This window comes from Catellatospora vulcania, from assembly GCF_009720385.1.
In the GTDB taxonomy this organism is placed as follows: Bacteria; Actinomycetota; Actinomycetes; order Mycobacteriales; family Micromonosporaceae; genus Catellatospora; species Catellatospora vulcania.
The window spans coordinates 1-25,460 of the sequence record NZ_WARX01000020.1; the positions used below are offsets into that span (position 1 = coordinate 1).

A 25,460-nucleotide genomic window follows, 5' to 3' on the forward strand; every position below is an offset into this window, starting at 1 on the left:
CCCGGCATCGGGCGGGCCGGGGCGGCCCCCGGCATCGGGCGGGCCGGGGCGGCCCCCGGCATCGGGCGGGCCGCCGGAACGGGCGGCGCGGGCCGGACCGGTGGGTCCGCGGGCTCGACCAGCAGCGCGGCGGGCAGTTCGACGGCCGCGCGCACGCCGGTCTCCGGGTTCAGCGACAGGCTCACCCGCACGCCGTGACGCGCCGCGAGGTGGCTCACCACCACCAGGCCCATCCGCTCGCTGACCGCCACGTCGACCTCGGCGGGCACGGCCAGCAGCGCGTTCGCCTCGGCCAGCGCCCGCTCGCTGAGACCGATGCCGTCGTCGACGATCTCGACCAGCGCTCCGTCCGGACCCGCCTGGGCGCTCACCCGCACCGCCGTGTGCGGGGCGGAGAAGGCGGCGGCGTTGTCCAGCAGCTCGGCCAGCAGATGGCCGATGTCGGCGGCGGCGTGCCCGGCGATGTACAGCGAGTCGTCGACGTCGGCGCGGACCCGCTCGTACTGCTCGATCTCGGAGAGGGCGGCCAGCGCCAGCGCGGCGAGCGGCACGCCCTCACGCCACCGGCGGCGTGGCTCGGCCCCCGCCAGCACCAGCAGGTTCTCGTCGTTGCGGCGCAGCCGGGCGGCCAGATGGTCCAGTTTGAACAGTGCCGCCAGCCGGTCGGGGTCGCGTTCGTCGCGCTCCATGTCGTCGAGCAGCCGCAACTGCCGCTCCACCAGGATCTGCGAGCGCCTGGCCAGGTTCGTGAAGATCCCGTTGACGGCCCGCCGGGAGCGGGCCTGCCGCAGCGCGAGCGCGATGACACTGGCCCGAACCGCCGCCAGCGCTGCGCCGACCTCGGCGAACTCGCCGTCCGGGCCACCGGCGGCGGTCGGCGGGTCGGTCGAGTCGGCGGTGGCGTCCTCGCCATTGCCCGCCCGTAGCCGCTCGAAGGTCACCGGAACGTCGTCGGCCAATGCCTGCGCCTGCCCTCGCAGCCTTTCGGCCGCGGTCAGCAGATCCCGCTGGGCGGTCAGGACGAGGCGGACGAGCACCGCCATGGTCAGCACGGCACCGACCGCGATCACGCCCACCCACCGCCAGGCGACGTCCTCGGCATGGGCTGCGCCGTCGATCCTCAGCGCCACCAGCTCACGTAGCTCCACGGCGTCGGCCACGGCCCAGCCCAGCAGGGCGCACGCCGCGATCGCGAAGGCGGCCAGGGGAAGGGTCGTCGCGGCCGTGAGACGGGATGCCACCCGTCGCTCGCCCGCGTCGCCCGCCACCGGCCCTCCCCTGCCTCGGCTGCACCACCGCCACCAATGGTGACTCGCGGTATGTTACCCGTCACACATTGAAAAGTGGATAGGTGAGCACGAATATGACACCGGACCCGGTGAGGCTTCTGGACAGTCGCGCGAGTCGCCGGTACGGTTACCGCCATGACTTCCACCCGCAACCTGTGGTGGCGCGCCCGACCGGCGGCCGTCGACACACGCGGGTAGGCATACCCACACCGCGGCCGCCTCGAAGAGGCGGCCTTTTGTGTATCGGTCGCCCGGGGTCCGGCCACCCGAACCGGGAGACCATCGATGAACCTGCTCCACGATCTGCTCGGCGCGCCCGACCCGGGCCCGTTCGCGCTGCTGCGACGCGAAGGTTCCGAGCACCTCGAGGTGCTGCGCGGTCCGCTGTCCACCGTGGCACGGCTGGCCGACATCCCCCTGCCCGAGCACGCAGACGGCGACGAGGCCGGCCCGCGCACGCTCGCCCTGGTGCCCTACCGCCAGCTCGCCGAACGCGGGTTCGACCGCATCGACGACGGCACTCCGCTGGCCTGCCTGAGCGTCGAGTCGTACGACCGCATCCCGCTCGCCGAGGCGCTCGCCGCGCTGCCCGACACCGTGCCCGACGTGACCGACCTCGGCTTCGACATCGACGACGCGGCATACCGGGAGCTGGTCGCCGCGGTGCTGCGCGACGAGATCGGCCACGGCGCGGGGTCCAACTTCGTCATCCACCGCACCGCCCGCGCGCACACCGACGCCGAACCGCGCCTGCTCGCCGGGGCGGCGCTGCGCCGGCTGATCTCCGGCGAGCGCGGCGTGTACTGGTCGTTCCTGGTCCACCTGCCCGGCGAGGGCGGCCGCACGCTGGTCGGCGCGTCCCCGGAACGCCACGTCAGCGTCGACGACGGCCTGGTGATGATGAACCCGATCTCCGGCACCCTGCGCCACCGCGACCTCGCGCCGGGCCCGGACGGGCGCGAGACGCTGCTGAGCTTCCTCAGCGACCGCAAGGAGATCAACGAGCTGTCCATGGTGCTCGACGAGGAGCTCAAGATGATGGCGGTGGTCGCCCAGCAGGGCGGCCAGGTGCTCGGCCCCTACCTCAAGCACATGACCCACCTCACCCACACCGAGTACCTGCTGGCCGGGCGCACCGGCCTGGACGTGCGCGACGTGCTGCGGGAGACCATGTTCGCCCCGACGCTGACCGGCAGCCCGATCGAGAACGCCGCCCGCGTCATCGCCCGCTACGAGGGCTCCGGCCGGGCCTACTACGCCGGGGTGCTGGCACTGCTGGGCCGCGACGCCGACGGCGGGCAGACCCTGGACGCGCCGATCCTGTTCCGCTGCGCCGACATCGCCGCCGACGGCTCCATCGCCGTCAAGGCGGGCGCGACGCTGGTACGCGACTCCACTCCGGACGGCGAGGTCGCCGAGACCCACGCCAAAGCGGGCGGCGTGCTCACCGCGCTCGGCCTGCGCACCGCGCCGACAGCCCACTCCGACGCCGACATCAAGGAGCTGGCCGCCGACCCGGCGGTACGCGCCACGCTGCTCGCCCGCAACGAGCGGCTGTCCCGGTTCTGGCTGGCCGAGCGCGCCGCCGAGCCCGTGACCGGGCCGCTGGTGGGCCGCACCGCACTGATCGTCGACGCGGAGGACACCTTCACCGGCATGCTCGGGCACGTGCTGCGCTCGCTGGGCATGCGGGTCACCGTCCAACCGACCACGGCCCTGGGCGGGCTCAGCTCGTACGACCTCGTGGTGGCCGGGCCCGGACCGGGCGACCCGGGCGACGACACCGACCCGCGCGTGGCGGCGCTGGGCCGGGTCGTGGAGGAGCGGCTGTCCCGGCGCGCGCCGCTGCTCGGCGTGTGCCTGGGCCACCAGGTGCTCAGCCGCCGCCTCGGCCTGCCGATGCACCGCCGCGACGTGCCCTACCAGGGCCTGCCGTGCGACATCGACCTGTTCGGGGTGACCCGCCGGGTGGGCTTCTACTCCACCTTCACCGCGGTCGCCGCCGCCGACACCCTGCCCACCGCGTACGGCGACATGCAGCTGTCCCGTGAGGACGGCACCGGGTTCGTGCACGCGCTGCGCGGGCCGGGCTTCGCGGGCGTGCAGTTCCACCCCGAGTCGGTGCTCACCGAGCACGGGCCGCAGCTGCTCACCGAGCTGGTCAGCGGCCTGTTCACCCCGGCGGCGGTCGCCTGAGGCAGAGTTATCCACAGATCGCGTGAGGGGCGTTGTGCCGCCCCTCACGCGCTGCCACGCTGCATGGTGTGACGCAGCTGACGAGCGATCCCCCGCAGACCCTGCGGCTGGCCGCGGATCTGGAATCCCTGGCCACAGCCCTGCATCGGGTGTCACCACCCCCACCGGAACGTCCGTCCGGAGTGGATGCCGCGGTCGCGGCCGCCCACCTTTCCACGGTGCACGCGGCGACCGGGGCGCTAGCGGCGCTGGCCGACGGTCTCCTGACCGACGCCGACCGGCTCTACCGTGTCGGGGCGACGCACCGCCGCGCCGAGGAGCAGTCGGCCGCGACCCTCCGCCAGATCCGCGAGCCGGCCCACCCGAGGGGCATCTGGTGAGGCCCGCCGGAGCGTCGGACGGCGCACCGGTGCTCGTGATGGCCCTGCCGCCGCTGTGGTCACTGCCGGTGCACGCGACGCCGCTGCTCGCCGCGGCGCAGCGCTGGCGGTCCTGCGCCGCGGCGGCCGCCGACGCTGCCGAGGGGCTGGCCGCGGCCACCGCCGTGCGCGCCGCCTGGACCGGCCGGGACGCGACGGCCTTCGAGGAACGGCGCAGGCGCCTGGCCGACGGGGCGGCGCTCGCGGCCGAGCTCGCCGGGCGGTCGGCGAGCACGCTGGAGGCGCTGGCCGGGCGGCTGTCGTCGGTGCAGCGGCACCTGGACGAGTCGCTGGCCCGGGCCGCGGCAGCGGTGCCGTGCCGGGGCGGCGCGGAACGGGTGCTGTTCTACGCGCTGGGGCCCGCGCAGGCCGCGCGGGTGCACGCCGCCGCGGACGAGGCCGAGGGCCTGCACGGCGACCTGGCCGCGGCGACCCGGCAGGCCGAGGCAGCCCTCGCCGCCGCCGCGGCGGGCTGGCACGAGCTGGCGGGCATGTTCCCGCCCGCCGCCGAGCCGCCCACGCCCGAGCCGTCGGAGACCGTGGTGGTGCGGGCCGACGGGGTGACCCTGGTGAACACCGGGGCGCGCGACGACGACGTGGTGGTCACCACCGACGCCGCCGGCCGGCCGTTGGTGCTGGTAAACGGCCGCACGGTGGCCGCCGTGCCGGACGGGCGGCTGGTGGTGCGCACCGGCGGGGGCGACGACCGGGTGCACGTCGACGCCGCCGTGACCGGGGCGGTCACCGTGCTGGCCGGTGCGGGCGACGACCGGGTGGACGGCGGCAGCCTGCTGCACGGCGCGGCCGGGGCGGACACGCTGCTCGGCCGGGACGGCGACGACCTGCTGCTGGGCGGCGACGGCCGGGATTACCTGGACGGCGGGGCGGGCGCCGACGTCGCCGACGGCGGGCTCGGCGACGACACCGGGTACGGCCTGGGCGGCGACGACACGCTGCGCGGCGGCGCGGGCCGCGACCACCTGTCCGGCGGGCGGGGCGACGACCTGGTGTACGGCGGGGACGGCGACGACGTGCTGGTCGGCGGCGCGGGCGCGGACACCCTCGACGGCGCGGCCGGCCTCGACCGCGCCTACCTCGACCTCGCCGACCCGGCGGCCGAGACCGAGTCCTCGCACGTCGCGCCGCAGGCAGCGCCCGGTGGCGGGATCACGGTCACCGGCTCGCCCGAGTTCACCGAGCGGGTGGAGTCCGATCTGGACCTGCTGCGGGCCTCACCGACCGGGCGGCAGATGCTGGCCGAGCTGGACACCGCGCTCGCCGACGCCGACGGCTGGCTGCCCGGCGACGGGCCGGACACCCTGGAGATCCGGGAGCTGCCGTTCGGGTCGGCCAACGGTTTCGCGGGCTTCGCGGACGGCGACGCCGACCGGCACCTGATCGAGTACGAGCCCGCTTTCGACCGGCTCACCGGCAACGCGCCGCCGGTCGTGGTGCTGTACCACGAGCTGGCGCACGTCTGGGACGACCTGACCGGCCACGCCCGGCCCGGGGCGGGCTCCCGCGACGACGTGATGTGGAACGGGCACGACTGGGTGCCGGTGCCCGACCGGGAACGCGTCGCGGTCGGCCTGCCGATCGACGATGACGGGGATCCGACAACGCCAGAGCGGCTCGACCCGGACCACCCGTATCCGCTGACGGAGAACGCACTGCGCGATGAGCTGGGCGTATCCGGCCGGCAAACATACGGCACGCCGCGCCGCCCTGCGTGACGCAGCCGCCACCGTCTGCTATGGAGGTCCAGCCGATTGCATCCGGACGCCATAGTTTGACACAGTGTGCGCGCGTTGATCGCAACGCGACGTTGTGGTGGTCAGGGGAGGAATCAACAATCATGATGGGTCCACAGCACGCGCTGTCCGGCGCGGCCACGTGGCTGACCGGGTCCTGGGTGGCCTCGCAGTTCTTCGACTACCCCCAGTCGGCCACGACCATCGCCGTCGGGTCCGCGGTTTGCGCCGGTGCGGCATTGCTGCCCGATCTGGACATGTCCGGCAAGGTGACCAAGGGCCAGGGCGGCTCGACCGTCTCCCGCAGCTTCGGCGTCTTCTCGCTGTTCGTCGCTGAGGTGATCGAGAAGATCTCGGTGGGCGTCTACACGGCCACCAAGTTGAGCAAGGACCCCGACCGGCACAACGGCCACCGGACGCTGACCCACACGCTGCCGTTCGCGGCGCTGATGGGCTTCGGCTCGATCTGGCTGTGCACCAGGTACGGCCGGTGGGCGGTGATCGGCATCCTGTTCTTCATGTTCGGCTTCGCGCTGCGCGGCCTGTTCGACAAGTGGGCGGACCGGGCCGGCTGGGTCATCGTGACGCTGACCTCGGCGGGCGCGGCGTACTTCGCCTTCAACTTCCTGCCCAGCTCCGACCGCGGGTATCCGATGATCGGCCTGGCGGTGGGGGTCGGCTGCATCGTGCACCTGATGGGCGACATCGTGACCCGGGCCGGGGTGCCGATCCTGTGGCCGATCCCGACCGGGCGGCGCATGTGGCGCATGATCGGCCTGCCGGACACCTTCGCCATCGAAGCCGGCAGCAAGGTGGAGACCACGGTGCTGCGCACCGCCTTCACGGTGATCTCGTTCGTCGCGGGCGCCGGCCTGCTGGCCCCGGCGCTGCTCAAGCGCTTCGACATCGAGGTCTGACCGGGCACGGACTACTTCGCGTCGCCGTACGAGTCGACCACGGCCACGGTGAGCGGGAACCGCACGGGCGAGCTGCCGAACAGCAGCTCGCCCGTCGCTTTGGCGCCGTCCTCCAGGGCCGCCACCACGGCGTCCGCCTCGTCTGCCGGACAGTGCACGATGACCTCGTCGTGCTGGAAGAAGACCAGCTCGGCACGGGTGTCCCAGAGGCGGGCGCGCAGCGTCGCCAGCAGCGAGGCGGCCCACTCGGCGGCGGTGGCCTGGATGACGAAGTTGCGGGTGAACCGGCCCCGCGAGCGGCCCGAAGCCCCCTCGTCGGCCCAGGACGACTCCAGCGCCGACGGCGGGCAGGTGCGGCCCAGCCAGGAGCGCACCAGGCCGCCGGTCTCCCCGGTGCGCGCGGCGGCCTCCACGTACGCCCAGGCTTTGGGGTAGCTGCCGCGCAGCGCCGCGATCGCCGGTGCGGCGGCCCCGCCGGTCTGGCCGTACATCGCGCCGAGCAGGGCCAGTTTCGCGGCCGCCCGGTCGCCCTTGAACGCCTCTGCGGCCAGCACCGCGTAGAGGTCACCGGCGGCCGCGGCGCGGGCCAGCCTGGCGTCGCCGGACACCGCGGCGAGGATGCGCGGCTCCAGCTGCCCGGCGTCGGCCACGACCAGCCGCCAACCGGCATCGGCGCGGGCCGCGCCGCGCACCGCCTTGGGGATCTGCAGCGCTCCCCCGCCCCGGGTGGCCCACCGGCCGGTGACGACCCCGCCCGGCACGTACGCGGGCCGGAAGCGCCCGTCCTGCACCCACTGCTCCCGCCAGCTCCAGCCGTGCGCGGTCCAGATCCGGTAGAGCTCCTTGAACTCCAGCAGCACCTCGATGACCGGATGGTCGACCGCGCGCAGCACCCAGGACCGGGTGTTGGGCACGTCGATCCCGACCCGGCGCAGCGCCTTGCGCAACTCGGCGGGCGACTCGGGGTGCAGGCCGGGCGACTTCAGCAGCTCAGCGACCCGGCCCGACAGCTCGGCCAGCCGCCGCGGCGGCCCACCCACCGGGGACGGCTCGCCCAGCAGCCCGACCAGGATCTCGTCGTGCGCCGCGGCCTGCCACGGCATGCCCGTGTGCCCCATCTCGGCGGCGATCAGCGCACTCGCCGACTCGGCCGCGATCAGCAGCCGCATCCGCGCCGGATGCTCGACGGCGGCGGTACGGGCGAGCTGGTCACGGTACACCGCGGCCAGGGCGTCCAGCGGGTCCACGCCGTCCGGTGCCGCAACCGGGGCGGGCGCGTCGCCGAACAGGGTGCCCTGCAGATCACCGGGCGGCTGGGCGGGCCGGGCGACCTGGTCGGCGGGTACCGGCGCACCGACGAGCCGGGCGTACGCCGCCGCGGCCGAGCGCGGCTCGCCGTACCGTCCGGCGCTGCCGAGCAGCAGCCCTTCGGCCAGCTCGACGTCATGGCAGCGGCGCACCCGCACCCCGGCCCCCAGCATCGGCCCGTAGACGTGCTCCGTCGACCCCCACAGCCAGCGCGGCCCGCTCGCCCGCTCCCGCTCGGTGACGGCGGCGGCCAGGTCGACCACGGTCTCGACGGGCCCTCTGGCCACGCCCGCAGCATCCAGCGACCGCAGCAGCCCACCGCCACCACCGTCCGCCAGCACCGCGATCACCGCCACCCCGCCATTCTGCTGCCCCCTCCCGACATCCCCAGCGAAGGAAGGGCACCTTCACATCGCCATACGTTGTAGAAGGCGCCCTTCCCCACGGGCCGGCCCGTCCACTGCCCTGCCCGCTCGGTGGAGGGCGGGGGTGGGGATTCGGCCACGGGAGGCGGCGATGGCGGATATATAGGACTTATGACCGCATCGGAGCCCGTGTTCGACCGGATCGGCGCGACCTACAGCGAGGCGTTCGCGGATCGGCCGGGTCAGCTCGCCGCGGGCCGGTGGCTGCTGGACCGGCTGTCCGATCGGCAGCACCCGCTGGTGCTCGACGTCGGCTGCGGCTCGGGCACGCCCACCGACCGCCAGCTCATCGACGGCGGCTGCCACGTGGTGGGCATCGACACCTCACCGGTGATGCTGGAACTGGCCCGCAACACCGTCCCCGAGGCGATCTACGTCGAGCGCGACCTGTTCGACCTGGACGGCCTGCACCCCACCCAGCAGCGCTTCGACGCCGTGGTGGCCTTCTTCTCCCTGCTCATGCTCTCCCGCGCGGACATCGACAAGGCCCTCGACGACATCCACCACGTCCTGGACCACACCGGCTATTTCGTCGCCGGCATGGTCGAAGGCGACACCGACCACCTGATGCGCGACTTCCTCGGCACCCGCGTCCCCCTCACCGCATACCCCCGCGAAGACCTCCGCCACCTGCTCAACCGCCACGGCTTCACGGTCGAAGACCTGGTCACCGACCTCTGGGAACCCGCCCTCCCCACCGTCGACGCCCAACCCCAAACCCACCTCTACGCCTACTGCTCCGTAGCCCGCCCCTACTGAAAGATCGCGACGATCTTGCGCGAACGGTTGGGGATACGCCCGGTAAGGGCGTGTCATCCCCACAGTCCACGCAAGATCGTCGCGATCTTGGCGGTGCGGGTGGTGCGGGTGGTGCGGGGTGGTGTTACTTGACGGCGCCGGCGGTGAGGCCGGACTGGATCTGGCGCTGGAAGATCGTGTAGACGATGATCATTGGGATGATGGCGATGCTCAGGGCGGCGAAGAGGGCGGGCCAGTCGGCCTGGTAGCCGGCGGCCGTGGAGATGTTCGCGATGCCCTGGGTCAGCAGCCACTTCTCCTGGCCCTCGGCGCCGCCGGGGAGCAGGGAGACCGGTAGGACGTACTGGTTCCACTGGCCGATGATGTTGAAGATGGTGATGCTGATCAGGCCGGGTTTGGCCATCGGCATCATCACGCGGAAGAACAGCTTGGTGTGGGAGGCGCCGTCGATCATCGCGGCTTCGGCCACCGCGTTGGGCAGCGTCTTGAAGAAGGCTGCCAGGAAGAACACGGTGAACGGGAGCGAGTAGGCGATGTACACCAGGATCAGGCCGGTGTGCGTGCCGAGCAGGCCCAGCTCCTGGACCACGATGTACAGCGGGGTGAGCGCCAGGTACACCGGGAAGGCCAGGCCGGCGATGAAGAGGAAGTAGATGAAGCGGTTGCCGATGAACTCGTAGCGGGCCAGCACGTAGGCGGCCATCGCGCCGAGCAGCATGGTGCCGAACGTCGAGATCGACACCACGATCAGGCTGTTCAGGAAGTACGTGCCGACCTTCGCCTCGGTCCAGGCCCGGCCGAACGAGCCGAAGTCCCAGTGGCTCGGCAGCGCGAACGGGTTGCCGATGAAGATCTCGGTGTTGTTCTTGAACGCCGCCAGGAACGTGAAGATCAGCGGGTAGATGATCAGGATGGCCCAGACGGCCAGCGCGACGTGGGAGAGCTTGTTCAGGACGCCGGCGCTGCTGCGCTTCTCAGACTTGTTTGCCACGACAGACCCCGCTCAGTGCTCGACCGCGTTGCGCTTGCCGCCACGCAGGGACAGCACCGCGAAGATGATGGTGAAGACGGCCAGCGCCACGCCGAGCGCCGACGCGTAGCCGTAGTCCGACTCCCGGATGCCGGACTTGTAGATCTGCACCGGCAGCACGGTGGTGGCCCCGTCGGGGCCGCCCTCGTCGATGGAGAGCACCATCACCAGCGCGAAGGCGTCCATGGCCAGGATGCCCAGGTACACCCAGGCGACCTTGACGGTCTCCATGAGCAGCGGGATGGTGACCCGGAAGAAGATGGTGACCCGGCTGGCGCCGTCCATCACGGCCGCCTCGTAGATCTCGGCCGGGATGCTCGACATGCCCGCGGCGAACAGCACCACGTAGAAGCCGACCGCCTGCCAGACCAGCACGCCGAGGATGGACCACAGCCCGTACTCGGCCATGAACGGCACCGCGTCGATTCCGAACAGTCCGAGGAAGCGGTTGAGGACGCCGCTGCCGTCGGGGGCGTAGACCCGGCCGAAGATGACGCCGACGATGACGACGGCCAGGACCTGGGGGAGGAAGAACACCACGCGGTAGAACTTCGACCCCCAGACCCCGGTCATCATGCCGCCGCGGGTGCCCCCGCCCATGTTCAACAGGAACGCGAAGAACAGGGCGAGGGCGATCGTGATCACCGGCAAGGTGACCAGCAGGAAGACGTGGTGCTTCGCCGCCAGCCATACCTTGTCGTCGTCCAGGAGCTTGGAGAAGTTCTCCAGGCCGACGAAATCGAAATTCGGGGACAGGCCGCTCCAGTTCGTCATGGACACCTGGACCGCCGCGGCGATCGGGCGCAGGACGAACATGCCGTAAAGGGCAAGTGGGGCGATCAGGAACCCGATGACGAACGGGTATTTACCTTGCCGCATGATCAACTACTCCGGCTTCGGGGGGATTTAGCGGGAGAACTTCTTCTCGGTCTTGTCAGCCGCAGCCTGCATACGGGAGCAGAACTTGTCGGCGTTGCCACCCTGGAACATCAGCTCGTTGGTGGCGGCGCGGCACTCGTCGTCCAGGTTCTTGTACCAGGCGTCCCAGCGGAAGCTGAAGTTGGCCGCACCGGCCGCGGTCAGCGCCGCGTTGGCCGAGGTCAGACCGGGCGAGAGGGTCAGGCCCTCGGCCGCGCCGGTGACGACGGTCAGCGACTTGGTGAGCTCGGTGAAGCCCTTCGCGCCGGCCTTGGACAGCATGTGGCGCAGGTACTCCTTGCCACCCTGGACGTTGCCGCCCTTGCTGGCGACGAAGTACATCTCGCCCGCGGCGGCGTAGAGGCCCGTGGCCGGGAGCTTGTCCGACGCGGTCGCGCCGGGGATCGCGGCGACCTGGTAGTCGAAGCCGGCCGGGGTGTCCTTGGACTGCTCGTTCTCCAGCCAGGAACCCGACGGGTAGAAGCCCACCTTGTACTGGTTCTGCAGCAGCTGCACCTCGGTGTGCTTGAGACCCAGGTGCGCCTTGTCGCCGTACTTGGCGCCGATCTCGCCCCACAGCGTGGCGGCCTGCTTGACGGCGTCGGACTTCCACGCGTTCGGCTCGAGGTTGTCGATCGCCTTGAGCACGTCCGCGCCACCGATCTTGGCGGCGGTGGTCAGGATGACCAGGTACTGGTAGTAGGCCGCGTTGGCGCCCGCGTACGAGTACGGGGTGATGCCCTTGGCCTTCATCTTGTCCAGCAGCGCGGTGAAGTCCGCCCAGGTGGTCGGCGCGGCCCAGCCGTTGTCCTTGAACAGCTTGCCGGAGTACCACAGGCCGAACACGGTGTAGGCGTAGTTCAGCACGTACGGCTTGCCGTTGAAGGTGCCCTGCTCGATGGTGCCCGGGATCAGGGTCTCACCGACGGTCTTGCCGGCGATGTCCAGCGACGGCGCGGCGAACAGGTCGCTCAGGTCGGCGACCTGCTGCGCCTCGACGAGCTTGCCCTGGTCCATCAGCTTCGAGCCGGCGTTGTTGACCATGTCCGGCGGGGTGTTGCTGGCGAACCGCGGCTGCAGGGTGGTCGAGACCTCCTGCGTCGAGGAGAACTTCACCTTGGACTTCGGGAACTTCTTCTCGTACGACGGAATGTGCACGTCGGTGGCGTACTTGGTGCCCAGACCGCCATCGAAGATCACAACCTCGACCGGGGTCTCGACGGAGACACCCAGCGGGTTCTCCGCGGTGACCTGGCCGGTCGCCGAGGTGGAGGGCTCGTCGGTGCCGCCGCCGACACAGGCGGAGAGCAGGCCGGCGGCGGGGGTGGCCAGCAGGCCGACTGCCGCGGTCCGGCGCAGCACGCTGCGACGGCTCAGGGCCGACGGGCTGTCGGTGTGGTTGGACATCATTGTCTCCTCAGATTCGGGTTGCTGAGACAGCTACTCGAGGGTGTGGTGAGGCGGTGCCTGTGGCAGTCACGGTCACGGGCAAGCCCGCGGCCGCGGCGGACCCGGCCGCACCGGGAATCAGTGCGGCACCACACCGGGCGTCGTTGCCCGATGTGGTGTCGGCCCAGTGCTCGATCGGGTCGAGCACGGTCATCGGCAGCACGGCGCAGGCGGGGGCGGTCACAGCTCGCCCTCCTTGCTCTGGCCGTTGCTGAAACGGTGCGCGTCCACCGCGCGGGCGGTGCGCTGGAACGCGGCATGGGAGCGGTCGTGGGTGCGCTGGGCCACCGCGATGTAGAGCAGGTCGAGCACGACCAGCTGCGGGTGGCGCGCCGACAGCGCGTCAGGGCGGAACGAGGTGGCCTGGCTCGCCGTGAGCAGCACGATGTCGGCCAGTTCGGCCAGCGGCGAACGCGGGAAGCCGGTCAGCGCGATCGTGACCGCGCCGTGCGAACCCGCCTCGGCCAGCATCTCCACCGTCTCGCGGGTCTGCCCGGTGTGCGAGATGCCCAGCGCCACGTCGCCGGTGCGCAGCAGGGCCGCACTGGCCAGGCCGTTGTGCACATCGGGCCAGGTCCACGCGGCGATGCCGATGCGGTGCAGCGAGAACTGCATCTCGGCGCCGACCAGCGCGGAGCCGGAGGCGCCGTAGATGTCCACCCGGTTGGCCGAGGAGATCGCGGCCGCGGCCCGCTCGACCTCGGCGAGGTCGAGCATCGCGGCGGTGTCGCGCATGGCCTGGGTGTCGGCCGCCATGATCTGCGCGAGTACGCGCTCCAGCGGGTCGCCCGGCTCGATGGCCCGGCCGATGTCCTCGGCCCAGCCCGCGGAGCGGGCCGCGCGACCGGTCTCCCCAGCGATGGCCAGGCGCAGATCGGCGTATCCCTCGAAGCCCAGCGCGCGGCAGAAGCGGGTGATCGAGGCGGGCGAGGTGCCGGAGCGCTCGGCCAGCTCGACGATGGTGGCGCGGGCCGCGCCCGCGGGGTCGGTCAGCACCTGCTCGGCGACGCGCTGCAGGGCGCCGGTGAACTCGGGCAGCTGTCCGCGTACCCGCACCAGCACGCTGTCCGGCCGGTCCAGGCCGCTGAGCCGGGCGTGCGGGATCTCCAGCGGGGCGGACTGCACCGCCGCGACCGGTTCCACGCGCTCCACCACTGACTGCTCCTACTGACCGGGTACCGAACAGTTAACCGAAAGGAAGTTAACTGTTAGTGGTAAAACTTCTTACTGACGACCCCCTCTTGTCAAGTGCACGGGCAAACTTTTCAAAGCTGTTACCTGGCGATGCTGCCCGGCCCTTGCTCCCGGCGGCCACTCCGGGCAGCATGAATGCCGCATAGGCCACACCAGCGCTGACCGTTTGGACGAGGTAAGAGGTGACATGTCGGACAAGCTGGTACTAGGGCTGGACGTCGGTGGGACGAGCACCCGGGCCGTGCTGGCCACGCCGGACGGGCAGCGGCTCGGGGCCGGGCGGGCCGGTGGCGGCAACCCCACCACCCACGGCGCCGCCGCGCTGGCCGAGCTGACCGGGGCGATCCGCGGCGCGCTGGGCGGCACCGCGCCCGAGTCCGTCGCCGGGGCGGTGCTCGGCATGGCCGGGTTCACCCGGCTCGGGGCCGACCCCGCCCTGCGTGCCGCCTTCGACCAGGCCTGGGCCGGCCTCGGCCTGCGCTGCGAACCGCAACTGGTCAGCGACGTGCTGGCGGCGTACGCCGCGGGCACCCCCGACCCCGACGGCACCGTGATCGTGGCCGGCACCGGCGCGATCGCCGCCCGGGTCCGCGGCCACCGGCTCGACCACGTCGCCGACGGCCACGGCTGGCTGCTCGGCGACCTCGGCTCCGGCTACTGGCTCGGCCGCGAGGCGGTCCGCAGCGCCCTGCGCGACCTGGACAAGGAGCGAGCACCCGGCGCGCTGGCCGCGGGCGTGCTGACCGAACTGCTCGGCACCGACACCGTCGCGCCCCGCCGCCGCGACACCGCCGCCGCGCTCGTCCAGGCCGTCGTCGCGGAGTCCCCGATCGCCATGGCCCGGCTCGCGCCGCTGGTGCTGCGCCACTACGACGCCGGCGACCCGGCCGCCGTTGACGTCGTACGCCGCGGCGCCGCGCACCTGGCCGACACCGTCGCCATGGTGCGCGCCCCCGGTGAGACCACCGTCCTGGTCCGCGGCGGCGGCCTGCTCACCAACGACACCCCGCTGGCCACCGAACTGGCCGCCGCGATCTCGGTGAGCTGGCCCGCCACCACGCCGCGCCCGGCCGGCGACGCCGCCGCCGCGGCCGCCTGGTTAGCCGCCCTACCCACCGCCCCCGACCCCCGCACCCTGCACACCCGCCTGCTGACCCCCGCCTGATCCACCCGCCCGGACGGGGGACGCGCAGCGGCGCGGACGTGGGACGGTGCGGGGCTGGCGGGGTGCGGGCAGGTGCGCCCGGTAACCTGCTCCGGTGCAGGTCTGCCAGTTCCCTCCAGAGGCGTCGCGATGACGGACGTGAAGGTCCGGGCCGCCGGCGGCACCCGCTGCGGCAGCTGCGCCGAGGCGCTGTGCCTGACCGCCCAGGTGCCGCTGCCCCGCTCCAGCCGCACCCGCACCGTCGGGCTGTGCCCGCAGTGCGACGCCGGCCGCCCCGAGACCCAGGGCCTGCTGGCCTACTTCGCCGAGCACCCGCAGGTGCGCCCCGAGGACCTGCACCGGGTGTCCGAGCTGGTGGGACGGTGGCTGGAGGCGCTCACCGAGCGCGCCGAGCGGGACAGCTCACTGGCCGCCGACGTGGAGGCGTGGTGGGCCGGCCGGGCGGGCTGAGCCGCCACACCGGCGAATACGGTTGCCGTGGCCGCGGCCGCGGGATAAGAAGCTCCCATGGTGACTTTCCGGACCGGCGTCGAGGATGACTACGACGAGGTCAACCAGCTGGTCCAGCGCGCCTTCCTCGGCGACCCCGGCGGGCGCGAGTGGGACGAGGAACGGGCCCTGTTCGAGCCCGCCCGGTCCGTGCTGGCCGTGGACGGCGACCAGGTCGTCGGGCACGTCGGCACGTACACCCGCGAACTGACCGTGCCCGGCGGCGTGCTGCCGGCCGGGTTCGTCACCGTCGTCGCCGTGGCCGGCACGCACCGCCGCCGGGGCCTGGCCTCGGCGATGCTCACCCGCCAGCTCGGCGACATCCGCGACCGCGGCGAGGCGCTGGCCGTGCTCTGGGCCAGCGAGGGCGGCATCTACGGCCGGTACGGCTACGGCATGGCCAGCCGTCGGCTGAAGTTCGACATCGACCGGCGCGAGGCCCGCATCGACGGCTCCCGGTTCGACAAGTCCCGCCTGGACGGGCTGCGCCTGCAGGCGGGTCCCGCCGCGCGGCATCGCGACGAGATCACCGAGGTCTACGAGGGCGAGCGCCCGATCCGGCCCGGGTTCGCCGGGCGCGACGCCCGCTGGTGGGACTATCGCCTCGCCGACCAGGCCTGGCACCGCGGCGGAGCGGGCCCGTTGCAGGCGGTCGTCTGCCGCGACGGCGACACCGCTCTCGGCTACGCCCTCTACCGGCTCCGGTCCAGCTGGGACGACAGCGGCCCGAACGGCGAGGTCGGCGTGATGGAGGCGGTGGCGTCCACGCCCGCGGCTTACCTCACGCTGTGGGACTTCCTGCTCAACGTCGACCTCACCCGCCGCGTCGGGATGTGGCTCGGCGCCGTCGACGAGCCCTTGCAGTACCTGGCCAACGACCCGCGCCGGCTCGGCATGGGACTGGGCGACGGCCTGTGGGCCCGCCTGCTCGACGTGCCCGCCGCACTGTCCGGCCGCCGGTACGCCGCCGAGGTCGACGTGGTCCTGGAGGTCGTCGACGAGCTGCTGCCCAGCAGCGGCGGCGTGTTCCGGCTGCGCGGCGGCCCCGACCACGCCACCTGCGAACCCACCGCCGCCGAGCCCCACCTGCGCCTGGACACGGCCACCCTGGCCGCTGTGTACCTGGGCGGCAACAGCCTAGGCTCGCTCGCCGCGGCCGGCCGCGTCGACGAACTCCACCCCGGTGCCGTGGCCACCACCGCCCCGGCCTTCACCTGGACCCGAGCCCCCCACGGCCTGGAGATCTTCTAATCGCCCGAGGCTCGGCAAGCGCTCGCCCACGACCCATCCTTCAATAGACGTTGGCCTATCTGATTGAGTTCGATCTACGAAAACTCGATTAGATAGGCCAACGTCTATAGCAAACGCGGCGCGGAGCGCCGTCGGGGCGGGACTTAAGGAGCGGCGGCGGTTTCGGGGGTGGGGTGTCGGGGTGGCCTGCCAGGATGGGGGCATGCTCTTCGCCGGGATCGCCGCGACGTCGGCCGCCGTGACCGCCACCTCGGGCCGCAAGGCGAAAGTGGAGCTGCTGGCCGCCGCTCTCAAGGAGCTGGCCGCGGGCGGTGACCCGATCGAGATCGCGGCGGGGGCCGCCTACCTGAGCGGTGAGCTGCGCCAGCGGCAGATCGGGGTGGGCTGGGCGTCGCTGCGGGAACTGCCGCCACCAGCCGACGCGGCCACCCTGGACGTGCGCGCGGTCGACGCCGCGCTGGAGTCGATGGGCCTGATCAGCGGCCAGGGTTCGCAGGCCCGGCGGCGCGATGCGGTGGGGGCGCTGTTCGGCGCGGCCACCGCGGACGAGCAGCAGCTGCTCAGCGGGCTGATCCGTGGCGAGCTGCGGCAGGGCGCGCAGGCGGGCCTGCTGGCGGACGCGGTCGCGTCGGCCGCGACGGTCCCGGCGGTGGTGGTGCGCCGGGCCCTGCTGCTGTCGGGGGACCTGAAGACGGTGGCGGTGACCGCGTTGACCGTGGGCGAGGCCGGACTGTCCGCACTGCGGCTGTCGGTCGGCACCGCGCTCGCGCCGATGCTGGCGCAGTCGGCACCCGATCCGGAGCAGGCGCTGGCCGCGACCGGGGTTCCAGCGGCGGTGGACGCGAAGCTGGACGGCATCCGCATCCAGGCGCACCGCGACGGCGATGACGTCGCCGTGTTCAGCCGCAGCCTGGACGACATCACCGCGCGCGTGCCCGAGATCGTGGCGGCGGTGCGCGGCCTGCCGGTGCGTTCGGTGGTGCTCGACGGCGAGGCGATCGCGGTCGACGAGCGCGGGCGGCCGCGCCCGTTCCAGGAGACGTCGGGCCGGGCCGCGCAGCGGGCGTCGGGGGCGCTGACATCGTACTTCTTCGACCTGTTGCATCTGGACGGCACGGACTGGATCGACGAGCCGGGCACCGCGCGGTGGGCCGCGCTGGACGCGATGCTGCCCGCCGCGATGCGCGTGGAGCGGACGCTCGCGCAGACGCCCGAGCAGGCGCGCGAGGCATTCGCCAGAGCGCTGGCGGCCGGACACGAGGGCGTGGTGGTGAAGGCGGCGCAGGCGGCGTACGAGGTGGGCCGGCGCGGTGCGGGCTGGGTGAAGGTGAAGCCCCGGCACACGCTCGACCTGGTGATCCTGGCCGCCGAGTGGGGCAACGGGCGGCGGCGCGGGTGGCTGTCCAACCTGCACCTGGGGGCCCGGGATCCGCAGGGCGGCTTCGTGATGCTGGGCAAGACGTTCAAGGGCCTGACCGACGCGATGCTGGCCTGGCAGACCGAGCGGCTGCTGCAGCTGGCGGTCGAGCGCGACGACTTCCAGGTCACGGTGCGGCCCGAGCTGGTCGTCGAGATCGCCTTCGACGGGGTGCAGAGCAGCACGCGCTACCCGGGCGGGGTGACGTTGCGGTTCGCGCGGGTGCTGGGCTACCGCGAGGACAAGAGCGCCGCCGAGGCCGACACCCTGGACGCGGTGCGGGCGCTCGGCGCATCCGAAGAGGCCTGACAGACGGCACGAGGGCCGTGCCGGAGGCCCCCGGCACAGCCCTCGACGGTCACGCGACGCGGACGCCGCGCGCTCACTCCTCGGGGACGATCACCCACATCGCGATGTAGACGATGAACTGGGGTCCCGGCAGCAGACACGACAGCAGGAACAGCAGTCGGACCAGCCAGGCCGGCATGTTGAAGCGCTGCGCCAGGCCGGCGCAGACACCCGCGATCCAGCGTCCGTGACGCGGCCGGTACAGCCGCCGAGCCGATGAGGCCATCTTGGTCAACTCCCCGAAGAGCGGTGCGGCGTGTTCGCCGCGGCTGTCTTCGACGGTAGAGGGCGGGGTCACCCCCGCCCTCGGTCCCCAGATGGATAAACGCTGGTCGTCGCCCCGTACGGGCGTCCCCTATGGCGCGGTTGTGCTAGGACTCACTTCATCTGGCCGGCGGTGAGGCCGGACTGCACCTGGCGCTGGAAGACCGCGTACACCACCAGGACCGGCAGCATGGCCAGGGTGAGGCCGGCGAACAGCCGCGAGTAGTCGCCGCGGTAGCCCTCGCTGATGGCGAGGTTGGCCAGGCCCTGGGCGAGCACCTGCTTCTCGTCCGAGGTGATCAGGACGACGGGCAGCAGGTACTGGTTCCAGTGGCCGAGGAAGTTGAAGATGCCGACGCTGATCAGGCCGGGTTTGGCCATCGGCAGCATGACCCTGAAGAAGGTCCGGAAGGGCCCGCAGCCGTCGATGTAGGCGGCCTCGGCGACCGCGTCGGGCAGGGTGCGGAAGAACGCGGTGAGGAAGAAGACCGTGAACGGCAGCGAGTACGCCGTGTAGATCAGCATCAGGCCGGGCAGGGTGTCGCGCAGCCCCACTCCGCCGACGATCTTGAACAGCGGCACGAAGGCCAGCACGACCGGGAACATCATGCCGCCGACGAACACGAAGTAGACCAGCCGGCTGCCGAAGAACTTATAGCGGGCCAGGGCGTAGGCGGCGGTCGCGCCGAGCAGCATGGTCAGCGTCAGCGAACCGGCCAGCACGATGCCGGTGTTCACGAAGTACTGCCCGATGTTGCCGTGCGTCCAGGCGCGGGCGAAGTTGTCGAAGCGCAGCGCGCTGGGCAGGCCCCACGGGTCGCCCAGGATCTCGGCGTCGTCCTTGAACGAGCTGAGCACCACCCACAGCAGCGGCAGCGCGGTCAGCAGGCCCCACACCACCAGGAAGGCGTGCGAGAACACGTTGAGCGTGCCGTCGAAGACCTTCCGGCCCCGGCCGGCCTCCCCGGCGGCGGGCTTGACCGGGCGGTCCGCCGGCGCGTTCTGCGGGCTGCGCGCGGCGACGGTCGCGGGCGCGGCGTCCATGGTCTGCTCACTCATGCCGTCTCCTCGCTTCGCTCGTCGCCTGCATGAGTGCCTGCGCACATGATTCGCTCGCTCATGAAAGCTCGATCCTCTCGCGGCGGGTCAGGCGCAGGGACAGCACCGTGACGCTGAGGGTCACGAAGAACATCACGACCCCGATGGCCGACGCGTAGCCCCACTTGTAGTCGCCGAACGCCTCGGTGTAGAGCCGCAGGCCGACCACGTCGGTGGAGAAGTTCGGGCCGCCGCGGGTCATCACGTGGATCAGCGCGAAGCCGTCCAGCGCCAGGATGGCCAGGTACACCCAGGCGACCTGGATGGTGTCCCAGAGCAGCGGCACGGTGATGCGCACCAGGGTGGTCAGTCGGCTCGCCCCGTCCAGGGCGGCGGCCTCGTAGATGTCGCGCGGCACAGACTGCATGGCCGCGCCGAACAGCACCACGTAGAAGCCGACGTTGGCCCAGACCATGACCGCCAGCACGGCCCAGAAGGCGTACGCGGGGTCGCCGAGCCAGACCTTGGCCAGCCCGTCCAGCCCGAGCGCCCGCAGCGCCGAGTTGAGCAGGCCGCTGCGCGGGTTGTAGACCTCGGCCCAGAGCACGCCGACGATCGACACCGACAGCATCTGCGGCGCGAAGTAAATGACCTTGTAGAGCGCGGAGCCGCGCACGCCGGTGACCGTGCTGCGCCCACCCCGGCCGCCCACGTTGAGCATGGTGGCCAGGAACAGGCCGAGCGCGATGGTCAGCAGCGGCAGCAGGACCAGCAGCCACAGGTTGTTGAGCAGGGCGTTCCAGACGTACTCGTCGCCCATCATGCGCTTGAAGTTGTCGAACCCGACGAACTCGTACGCCGGCGACAGCCCCTGCCAGTTCGTCATCGCGATCAGGAACGACTGGGCGTACGGGGACACCACGAAGTAGCCGTACAGCGCCAACGGTGGCAGTAGGAACGCCAACAGCAGCGGATACTTCCCGTGTCTCACGTCTTGCCCTCCCCATCGAGTGCGGTACGGCGTCCGCCGGGCCCAGGTACGGGCCCGGCGGACGCCGCGGATTCAGCGCGTCACGCGTTGCGCTTGTACTTCTTGAAGGTGGTGTCGGCGGCGATCAGGTCGGCGCCCTTCTGGCAGGCCGCGAGGAACTCTGCGGGCGTGGTGCGCCCGGAGAAGAACTCGCCGCACGCCGCGTCCACCAGCTCGCGCTCCAGCTTGCGGTAGTACACGTTGTAGACCCAGTTGAAGCCGTTGCTGCCCGAGTCGGCCAGCGCCTTGACGGCGCTGGTCAGACCGAACGGCAGGGTGATCCCGTCGGCCGCGCCGGACACCACGGACAGGCTGGAGACCTTGCCGGTGAAGTCCTTCGCGCCCTTCATGGACAGCATGTGCCGCATGAGCTCCATGCCGCCGCGCTCGTTCTTGGCCTTGGCGGGCACCACGAACGGCTCGCCGGCGGTGCCGCGGATGGCCGTGAACGGCAGCTTGTCGCCCGAGCCGAGGCTCGGCGTCGGGGCGACGGCCATGTTGAAGCCCTCGGGGGTGACCGCCTTCTGCTCGTTCTCCAGCCAGGAACCGCAGGAGATGAACGCGGCGTTGCCCTTGCACCACTCGGTCTGCGACTGCTTGTGGTCCAGGCCGGGCGAGCCCTCGAGGATGTACTTGTCCTTGACGATCTGGTACCAGGCGTCGGCCGCGGCCTTCATCGCGTCGGAGGTCCACGCGCCCGGCTCCAGGTTGTCGATCGCCAGCGCGACCTGCGGCCCGCCGAACTTGATCGCCGTGGAGATCACCGGCCAGGACATGTACCGCGGGTGCTTGCCCTGGTAGGTCCAGGGCGCGAGGCCCGTCGCCTTCATCTTCTTGCACAGCGCGATGTGGTCGTCCCAGGTCTTCGGGTACTCCCAGCCCTTCGCGGTGAAGAGCTTGGTGGAGTACCAGATGCCGTAGACGGTGTACGCGTAGTTCAGGATGTACGTCTTGCCGTCGAAGCTGCCGCTCTCGACCGTGCCGGGCAGCAGGGTCTCCCGCACGGTCTTGCCGGGCACGTCCAGGCTCGGCGCGTCCAGCAGCGGGCTGAGCTCGGCGAGCGCGCCCTGGGCGACCAGGCCGCCCTGGTCGATCTGGCCGGCGCCGGAGTTGTTCACGAAGTCCGGCGGGGTGCCGTCGACGAAGCGCGGCTGCAGCTCCTTGTTGATCTCCACCACGGCCGAGTGCTTGACCTCGGCCTTGGGGTAGGTCTCCTTGTACATCGCCTCGTGGGCCTTGGCGTAGTCCTCGCCGAAGCCGCCATTGAAGATGACGACGTCGAGCGGGGCGTCTTCCTTCACACCCAGGGGGTTCTTGTCGCTCTTGGTGCCCTCGTATTTGCCGGACGTGTCGCCGGATGTGTCGTCGCCGAGCGCGCAGCTGCTGAGCAGCCCCGCGGCCGGACCGGCGAGAATGCCCGCCGCGGCGGCACGCCGCAGCACCGTTCGCCGGTTCAGGTCGGACTGAGCCATCACCACTCCTTGCCAGAGACGGTCTGGTATTTCCCTACAAGTTTCGGCCGTGTTCTGAAGGATTCTTACGGCCGCCGTCACCAGTAGGCAAGGTGTCGCCGCAGAAACGTTACGTAGAGCTTCTACAGAACCCCCATAATTCGCCCCCAGGCGTTCATGACCCGTTGATCAGCCGTTCATCTACCCCGCGCGGTGAAAGTTTTCACCACTCCCCCCGCCCGGACATGACGAAAGCTCCGACCGTCTCGCCGGAGCGGCACGATCGGAGCCGCGGGGGCCGATCCTCTCACAAACACGAAACCCCGTCCACGCAGCTCAGGCCGCATGGACGGGGTTCGGTCGACGATCAGTGCTGGGTCGGGAACCCCAGGTTGATCCCGCCGTGGCGCGGGTCCAACCACCGGCTGGTGACCACCTTGCCCCGGGTGAAGAAGTGCACACCCTCCGCGCCGTGCGCGTGGGTGTCGCCGAACAGCGACGCCTTCCAGCCCCCGAAGGAGTAGTACGCCATCGGCACCGGGATCGGCACGTTCACGCCGATCATGCCGACCTCCACCTCGTGCTGGAAGCGCCGGGCGGCCCCGCCGTCGTTGGTGAAGATCGCCGTGCCGTTGCCGTACGGGTTGCCGTTGACCAGCGCCAGCGCCTCGTCGTACGTGCCGACCCGGACCACGCTCAGCACCGGCCCGAAGATCTCGTCCGTGTAGATCGACATCTGCGGCGTGACCTGGTCGAACAGCGTCGGCCCGAGGAAGAACCCGGAGCCGTCGGCGTCGGGCTGCACGCTGCGGCCGTCCACGACCACCTTCGCGCCGGCCCGCTCACCCGCGTCGACGTACGAGGCGACCTTGTCCCGGTGCACCCTGGTGACCAGCGGGCCCATGTCGCAGCCGCGGCGGCCGTCACCGGTGCGGATGCCCGCCACCCGCTGCGCGATCTTGCCGACCAGCTCGTCGCCGACCGGGTCGACCGCGACGACGACCGAGATCGCCATGCAGCGCTCGCCGGCCGAGCCGAAGCCCGCGTTGACCGCCGCGTCGGCGGCCAGATCGAGGTCGGCGTCGGGCAGCACCACCATGTGGTTCTTCGCCCCGCCCAGCGCCTGCACCCGCTTGCCGTGCGCGGTGCCCGTCTCGTACACGTACCGCGCGATCGGCGTCGAGCCGACGAACGACACCGCCTTCACCTGCGGGTGCGTCAGCAGCGCGTCCACGGCCTCCTTGTCGCCGTGCACCACGTTGAACACGCCGTCGGGCAGCCCCGCCTCGGCGAACCACGACGCCAGCAGCACCGACGCGCTCGGGTCCTTCTCACTCGGCTTGAGCACCACCGCGTTGCCGCACGCGATCGCGATCGGCGCGAACCACAGCGGCACCATCGCCGGGAAGTTGAACGGCGTGATCACCGCGACCACGCCCAGCGGCTGGCGGATCGAGTACGAGTCCACCTCGGTGGACACGTTCTCGCTGAAGAAGCCGCGCTGGGCCGACGGGATGCCGCAGGCGAACTCGACCACCTCCAGGCCGCGCTGCACCTCCCCCGCCGCGTCCGACAGCACCTTGCCGTGCTCGGCGGTGATCGCCGCGGCCAGCTCGTCGCGCCGCTCGTGGATCAGCTGGCGGAACGCGAACAGCACCGTGCTGCGCTTGGCCAGTGAGGCGTCGCGCCAGGCCCGCGCCGCGCGGTCGGCGGCGCCCACCACCGCGCCGACGTCGGCCGCCGACGCGAAGTCCACCAGCGCGGCCACCTGCCCGGACGCCGGGTCGTACACCTCGCCCTGCCGGGTCGCGCCGTGCTCCCACGGCTTGCCGTCCACGAAATGGGTGATGTATCCGATGTCGCCGCTCATGCCTGTGCCTCGTTTCCTGCGCGGCCGGCCAGGGGCGCGGTCCGCGTGGTGCCGCCGGACGCCGCCGCGTGGGCGGTGCCGGAATGTCCGTCGTACCCGGTCATGCCGTCGCCTGGCGGTGCGCCGCCGACAGCGCGGCGGCCAGGATGTCCAGGCCCTCCTTGGCCTCGGCCTCGGTCAGCGTCAGCGGCGGGCCCATCCGGATCACGTTGCCGTAGAGGCCGCCCTTGCCGACCAGCAGGCCGTTGGCCTTGGTCTCCTCCAGCACCCGCAGCGCCAGCTCGGGAGCCGGGTCTCCGGTGCCCGGCCGGACCAGCTCGAACGCCAGCATCAGGCCCTTGCCGCGCACCTCCGCCACGATCGGGGAGTCCAGGCCGCGTACGCCGGCGTGCAGCACCTCGCCGACCCGGGCCGCGTTGGACTGCAGGTCGTGGGACAGCACGTAGTCGAGCACCGCCTGGCCCGCCGAGGCGCTGATCGGGTTGCCGCCGAACGTGTTGAACGAGACCGCGTTCAGGCAGTCCATGATCTCGGCGCGGGCCACCACACCGCCCAGGGTGAAGCCGTTGCCGATGCCCTTGGCGAAGGTCAGCATGTCCGGCACCGCGTCGTGGGCCTGGTAGCCCCAGAAGTGCTCGCCGGTGCGGCCCCAGCCGGTCTGCACCTCGTCGGAGACCCACAGGATGCCGTGCTCGTCCAGCACCTCCTTGATCGCCTTGAAGTAGCCGTCGGGCGGTGCGACGAAGCCGCCCACGCCCTGGATCGGCTCGGCGATCAGGCAGGCCACGTCGCCCGCGGTGGTGGTGGCCAACACCTCGCGGAGGTCGGTCACCGAGCGCGCGATGAACTCCGCGTCGGACAGCCCCGCGAACACGCCGCGCAGCCGGTCGCCGGAGTGCAGGTAGCTGACGTTCACCGGGGACAGCGAGGTCGCCGACCAGCTGCGCTGGCCGGTCACCGCGAGCGCCGCGAAGCTGCGGCCGTGGTAGCTGTTGCGCATCGCGAGGATCTGGTTGCTGCGCCGGTACTGGGTGGCCAGCAGCAGGGCGGTGTCGTTGGCCTCGGTGCCCGAGTTGGCCAGGAACACCTTCGCGTCCGGGATGCCGGACACCTTCGCGATCTTCTCCGCCAGCTCGACCTGCTTGCGGATCAGGTAAAGCGTCGAGGAGTGCGCGATGCCTTTGTCGAGCTGGCGGCGCACCGCGTCGGAGATCTCCGGGATGTCGTACCCGATCATGTTGGTGAGCACGCCGCCGAAGAAATCAAGGTACGTGCGCCCCGACGCGTCGGTGACCCGGCAGCCCGAACCGGACACCAGCTCGATCGGCTCGGCGTACAGCGGGTTGATCCAGTTGGGCATGACAGCGCGGTGGCGGTTGAGCAGTTCGTCGGTGCTCATGGGCTAACACGTCCTTCGGCGGGCGGTATACGGCTGTGTGTCAGATCACCCTGGACGCTCCCAGCTCCGGCTGCCCCGGGCAA

At 71.7% G+C, this 25,460-nt stretch carries 21 protein-coding genes; 9 read left to right on the forward strand and 12 right to left on the reverse strand.

Features of this window, described 5'->3' with window-relative positions:
- The coding region (locus F6W97_RS33255; protein WP_230687186.1) for an ATP-binding protein at nucleotides 1-1,241 on the reverse strand (1,241 nt) is incomplete at its 3' end.
- 333 nt (nucleotides 1,242-1,574) lie between these two features.
- Between F6W97_RS33255 and F6W97_RS33260 the strand changes: the two genes are divergently transcribed.
- The 4 genes from F6W97_RS33260 to F6W97_RS33275 all read left to right on the forward strand — a co-directional run bounded on the left by F6W97_RS33260 (nucleotide 1,575) and on the right by F6W97_RS33275 (nucleotide 6,572).
- A complete protein-coding gene (locus F6W97_RS33260) occupies nucleotides 1,575-3,485 on the forward strand; it encodes a chorismate-binding protein (RefSeq protein ID WP_155374531.1) in 1,911 nt (636 codons plus the stop codon).
- Between the two features lie 68 nt (nucleotides 3,486-3,553).
- Nucleotides 3,554-3,865, forward strand: coding sequence for a hypothetical protein (locus F6W97_RS33265; protein ID WP_155374532.1), 312 nt, complete (start codon nucleotides 3,554-3,556; stop codon nucleotides 3,863-3,865).
- Nucleotides 3,862-5,637, forward strand: a complete 1,776-nt coding sequence (locus F6W97_RS33270) for a M91 family zinc metallopeptidase (protein ID WP_155374533.1) — start codon at nucleotides 3,862-3,864, stop codon at nucleotides 5,635-5,637. Before F6W97_RS33265 ends, F6W97_RS33270 begins: the two co-directional genes overlap by 4 nt.
- A 122-nt stretch (nucleotides 5,638-5,759) precedes the next feature.
- A complete protein-coding gene (locus F6W97_RS33275; protein WP_155374534.1) occupies nucleotides 5,760-6,572 on the forward strand; it encodes a metal-dependent hydrolase in 813 nt (270 codons plus the stop codon).
- Between the two features lie 11 nt (nucleotides 6,573-6,583).
- Here the strand turns inward: F6W97_RS33275 and F6W97_RS33280 are convergent, their stop codons facing one another.
- Nucleotides 6,584-8,236 carry a bifunctional 3'-5' exonuclease/DNA polymerase gene (locus F6W97_RS33280; RefSeq protein WP_230687187.1) on the reverse strand — a complete coding sequence of 551 codons (1,653 nt, stop codon included), beginning with the start codon at nucleotides 8,234-8,236 and terminating at the stop codon, nucleotides 6,584-6,586.
- Between the two features lie 180 nt (nucleotides 8,237-8,416).
- On the opposite strand from F6W97_RS33280, the gene F6W97_RS33285 reads away from it, so the two are divergent.
- Complete coding sequence (locus tag F6W97_RS33285; RefSeq protein WP_155374535.1) at nucleotides 8,417-9,064, forward strand: class I SAM-dependent DNA methyltransferase; 648 nt, start codon at nucleotides 8,417-8,419, stop codon at nucleotides 9,062-9,064.
- A gap of 124 nt (nucleotides 9,065-9,188) precedes the next feature.
- Here the strand turns inward: F6W97_RS33285 and F6W97_RS33290 are convergent, their stop codons facing one another.
- The 4 genes from F6W97_RS33290 to F6W97_RS33305 all read right to left on the reverse strand — a co-directional run bounded on the left by F6W97_RS33290 (nucleotide 9,189) and on the right by F6W97_RS33305 (nucleotide 13,586).
- Nucleotides 9,189-10,055, reverse strand: coding sequence for a carbohydrate ABC transporter permease (locus F6W97_RS33290; protein ID WP_155374536.1), 867 nt, complete (start codon nucleotides 10,053-10,055; stop codon nucleotides 9,189-9,191).
- Nucleotides 10,056-10,067: 12 nt separating this feature from the next.
- Entirely contained in the window at nucleotides 10,068-10,973 is a 906-nt protein-coding gene (locus F6W97_RS33295; protein WP_155374537.1) for a carbohydrate ABC transporter permease, read from the reverse strand.
- A 27-nt stretch (nucleotides 10,974-11,000) separates the two neighbouring features.
- Complete coding sequence (gene ngcE / locus F6W97_RS33300; protein ID WP_155374538.1) at nucleotides 11,001-12,419, reverse strand: N-acetylglucosamine/diacetylchitobiose ABC transporter substrate-binding protein; 1,419 nt, start codon at nucleotides 12,417-12,419, stop codon at nucleotides 11,001-11,003.
- A 222-nt stretch (nucleotides 12,420-12,641) separates the two neighbouring features.
- Entirely contained in the window at nucleotides 12,642-13,586 is a 945-nt protein-coding gene (locus F6W97_RS33305) for a MurR/RpiR family transcriptional regulator (RefSeq protein ID WP_155374736.1), read from the reverse strand.
- A 256-nt stretch (nucleotides 13,587-13,842) separates the two neighbouring features.
- On the opposite strand from F6W97_RS33305, the gene F6W97_RS33310 reads away from it, so the two are divergent.
- The 4 genes from F6W97_RS33310 to F6W97_RS33325 all read left to right on the forward strand — a co-directional run bounded on the left by F6W97_RS33310 (nucleotide 13,843) and on the right by F6W97_RS33325 (nucleotide 18,286).
- On the forward strand, nucleotides 13,843-14,820 hold the full coding sequence (locus F6W97_RS33310) for an N-acetylglucosamine kinase (protein WP_155374539.1): 978 nt from the start codon (nucleotides 13,843-13,845) through the stop codon (nucleotides 14,818-14,820).
- A 129-nt stretch (nucleotides 14,821-14,949) separates the two neighbouring features.
- Nucleotides 14,950-15,270, forward strand: a complete 321-nt coding sequence (locus tag F6W97_RS33315; protein WP_155374540.1) for a DUF6300 family protein — start codon at nucleotides 14,950-14,952, stop codon at nucleotides 15,268-15,270.
- Between the two features lie 57 nt (nucleotides 15,271-15,327).
- Complete coding sequence (locus tag F6W97_RS33320; protein ID WP_155374541.1) at nucleotides 15,328-16,560, forward strand: GNAT family N-acetyltransferase; 1,233 nt, start codon at nucleotides 15,328-15,330, stop codon at nucleotides 16,558-16,560.
- Nucleotides 16,561-16,762: 202 nt separating this feature from the next.
- Nucleotides 16,763-18,286: an ATP-dependent DNA ligase gene (locus tag F6W97_RS33325; RefSeq protein ID WP_155374542.1), complete on the forward strand. Its 1,524-nt coding sequence runs from the start codon at nucleotides 16,763-16,765 to the stop codon at nucleotides 18,284-18,286.
- 73 nt (nucleotides 18,287-18,359) lie between these two features.
- On the opposite strand, the gene F6W97_RS33330 is transcribed toward F6W97_RS33325, so the two are convergent.
- The 6 genes from F6W97_RS33330 to F6W97_RS33355 all read right to left on the reverse strand — a co-directional run bounded on the left by F6W97_RS33330 (nucleotide 18,360) and on the right by F6W97_RS33355 (nucleotide 25,377).
- Nucleotides 18,360-18,551, reverse strand: a complete 192-nt coding sequence (locus tag F6W97_RS33330; RefSeq protein ID WP_155374543.1) for a PspC domain-containing protein — start codon at nucleotides 18,549-18,551, stop codon at nucleotides 18,360-18,362.
- Nucleotides 18,552-18,703: 152 nt separating this feature from the next.
- Entirely contained in the window at nucleotides 18,704-19,648 is a 945-nt protein-coding gene (locus F6W97_RS33335) for a carbohydrate ABC transporter permease (RefSeq protein WP_230687188.1), read from the reverse strand.
- Nucleotides 19,649-19,706: 58 nt separating this feature from the next.
- Nucleotides 19,707-20,618 (reverse strand): carbohydrate ABC transporter permease, encoded by a 912-nt coding sequence (locus F6W97_RS33340; RefSeq protein WP_155374544.1) that lies wholly within the window; start codon nucleotides 20,616-20,618, stop codon nucleotides 19,707-19,709.
- 80 nt (nucleotides 20,619-20,698) lie between these two features.
- On the reverse strand, nucleotides 20,699-22,129 hold the full coding sequence (gene ngcE, locus F6W97_RS33345; protein WP_196279435.1) for an N-acetylglucosamine/diacetylchitobiose ABC transporter substrate-binding protein: 1,431 nt from the start codon (nucleotides 22,127-22,129) through the stop codon (nucleotides 20,699-20,701).
- A gap of 346 nt (nucleotides 22,130-22,475) precedes the next feature.
- Nucleotides 22,476-23,978, reverse strand: coding sequence for a CoA-acylating methylmalonate-semialdehyde dehydrogenase (locus tag F6W97_RS33350; protein WP_155374545.1), 1,503 nt, complete (start codon nucleotides 23,976-23,978; stop codon nucleotides 22,476-22,478).
- A gap of 100 nt (nucleotides 23,979-24,078) precedes the next feature.
- Nucleotides 24,079-25,377, reverse strand: a complete 1,299-nt coding sequence (locus tag F6W97_RS33355; RefSeq protein WP_155374546.1) for an aspartate aminotransferase family protein — start codon at nucleotides 25,375-25,377, stop codon at nucleotides 24,079-24,081.
- Nucleotides 25,378-25,460 lie beyond the last annotated feature (83 nt).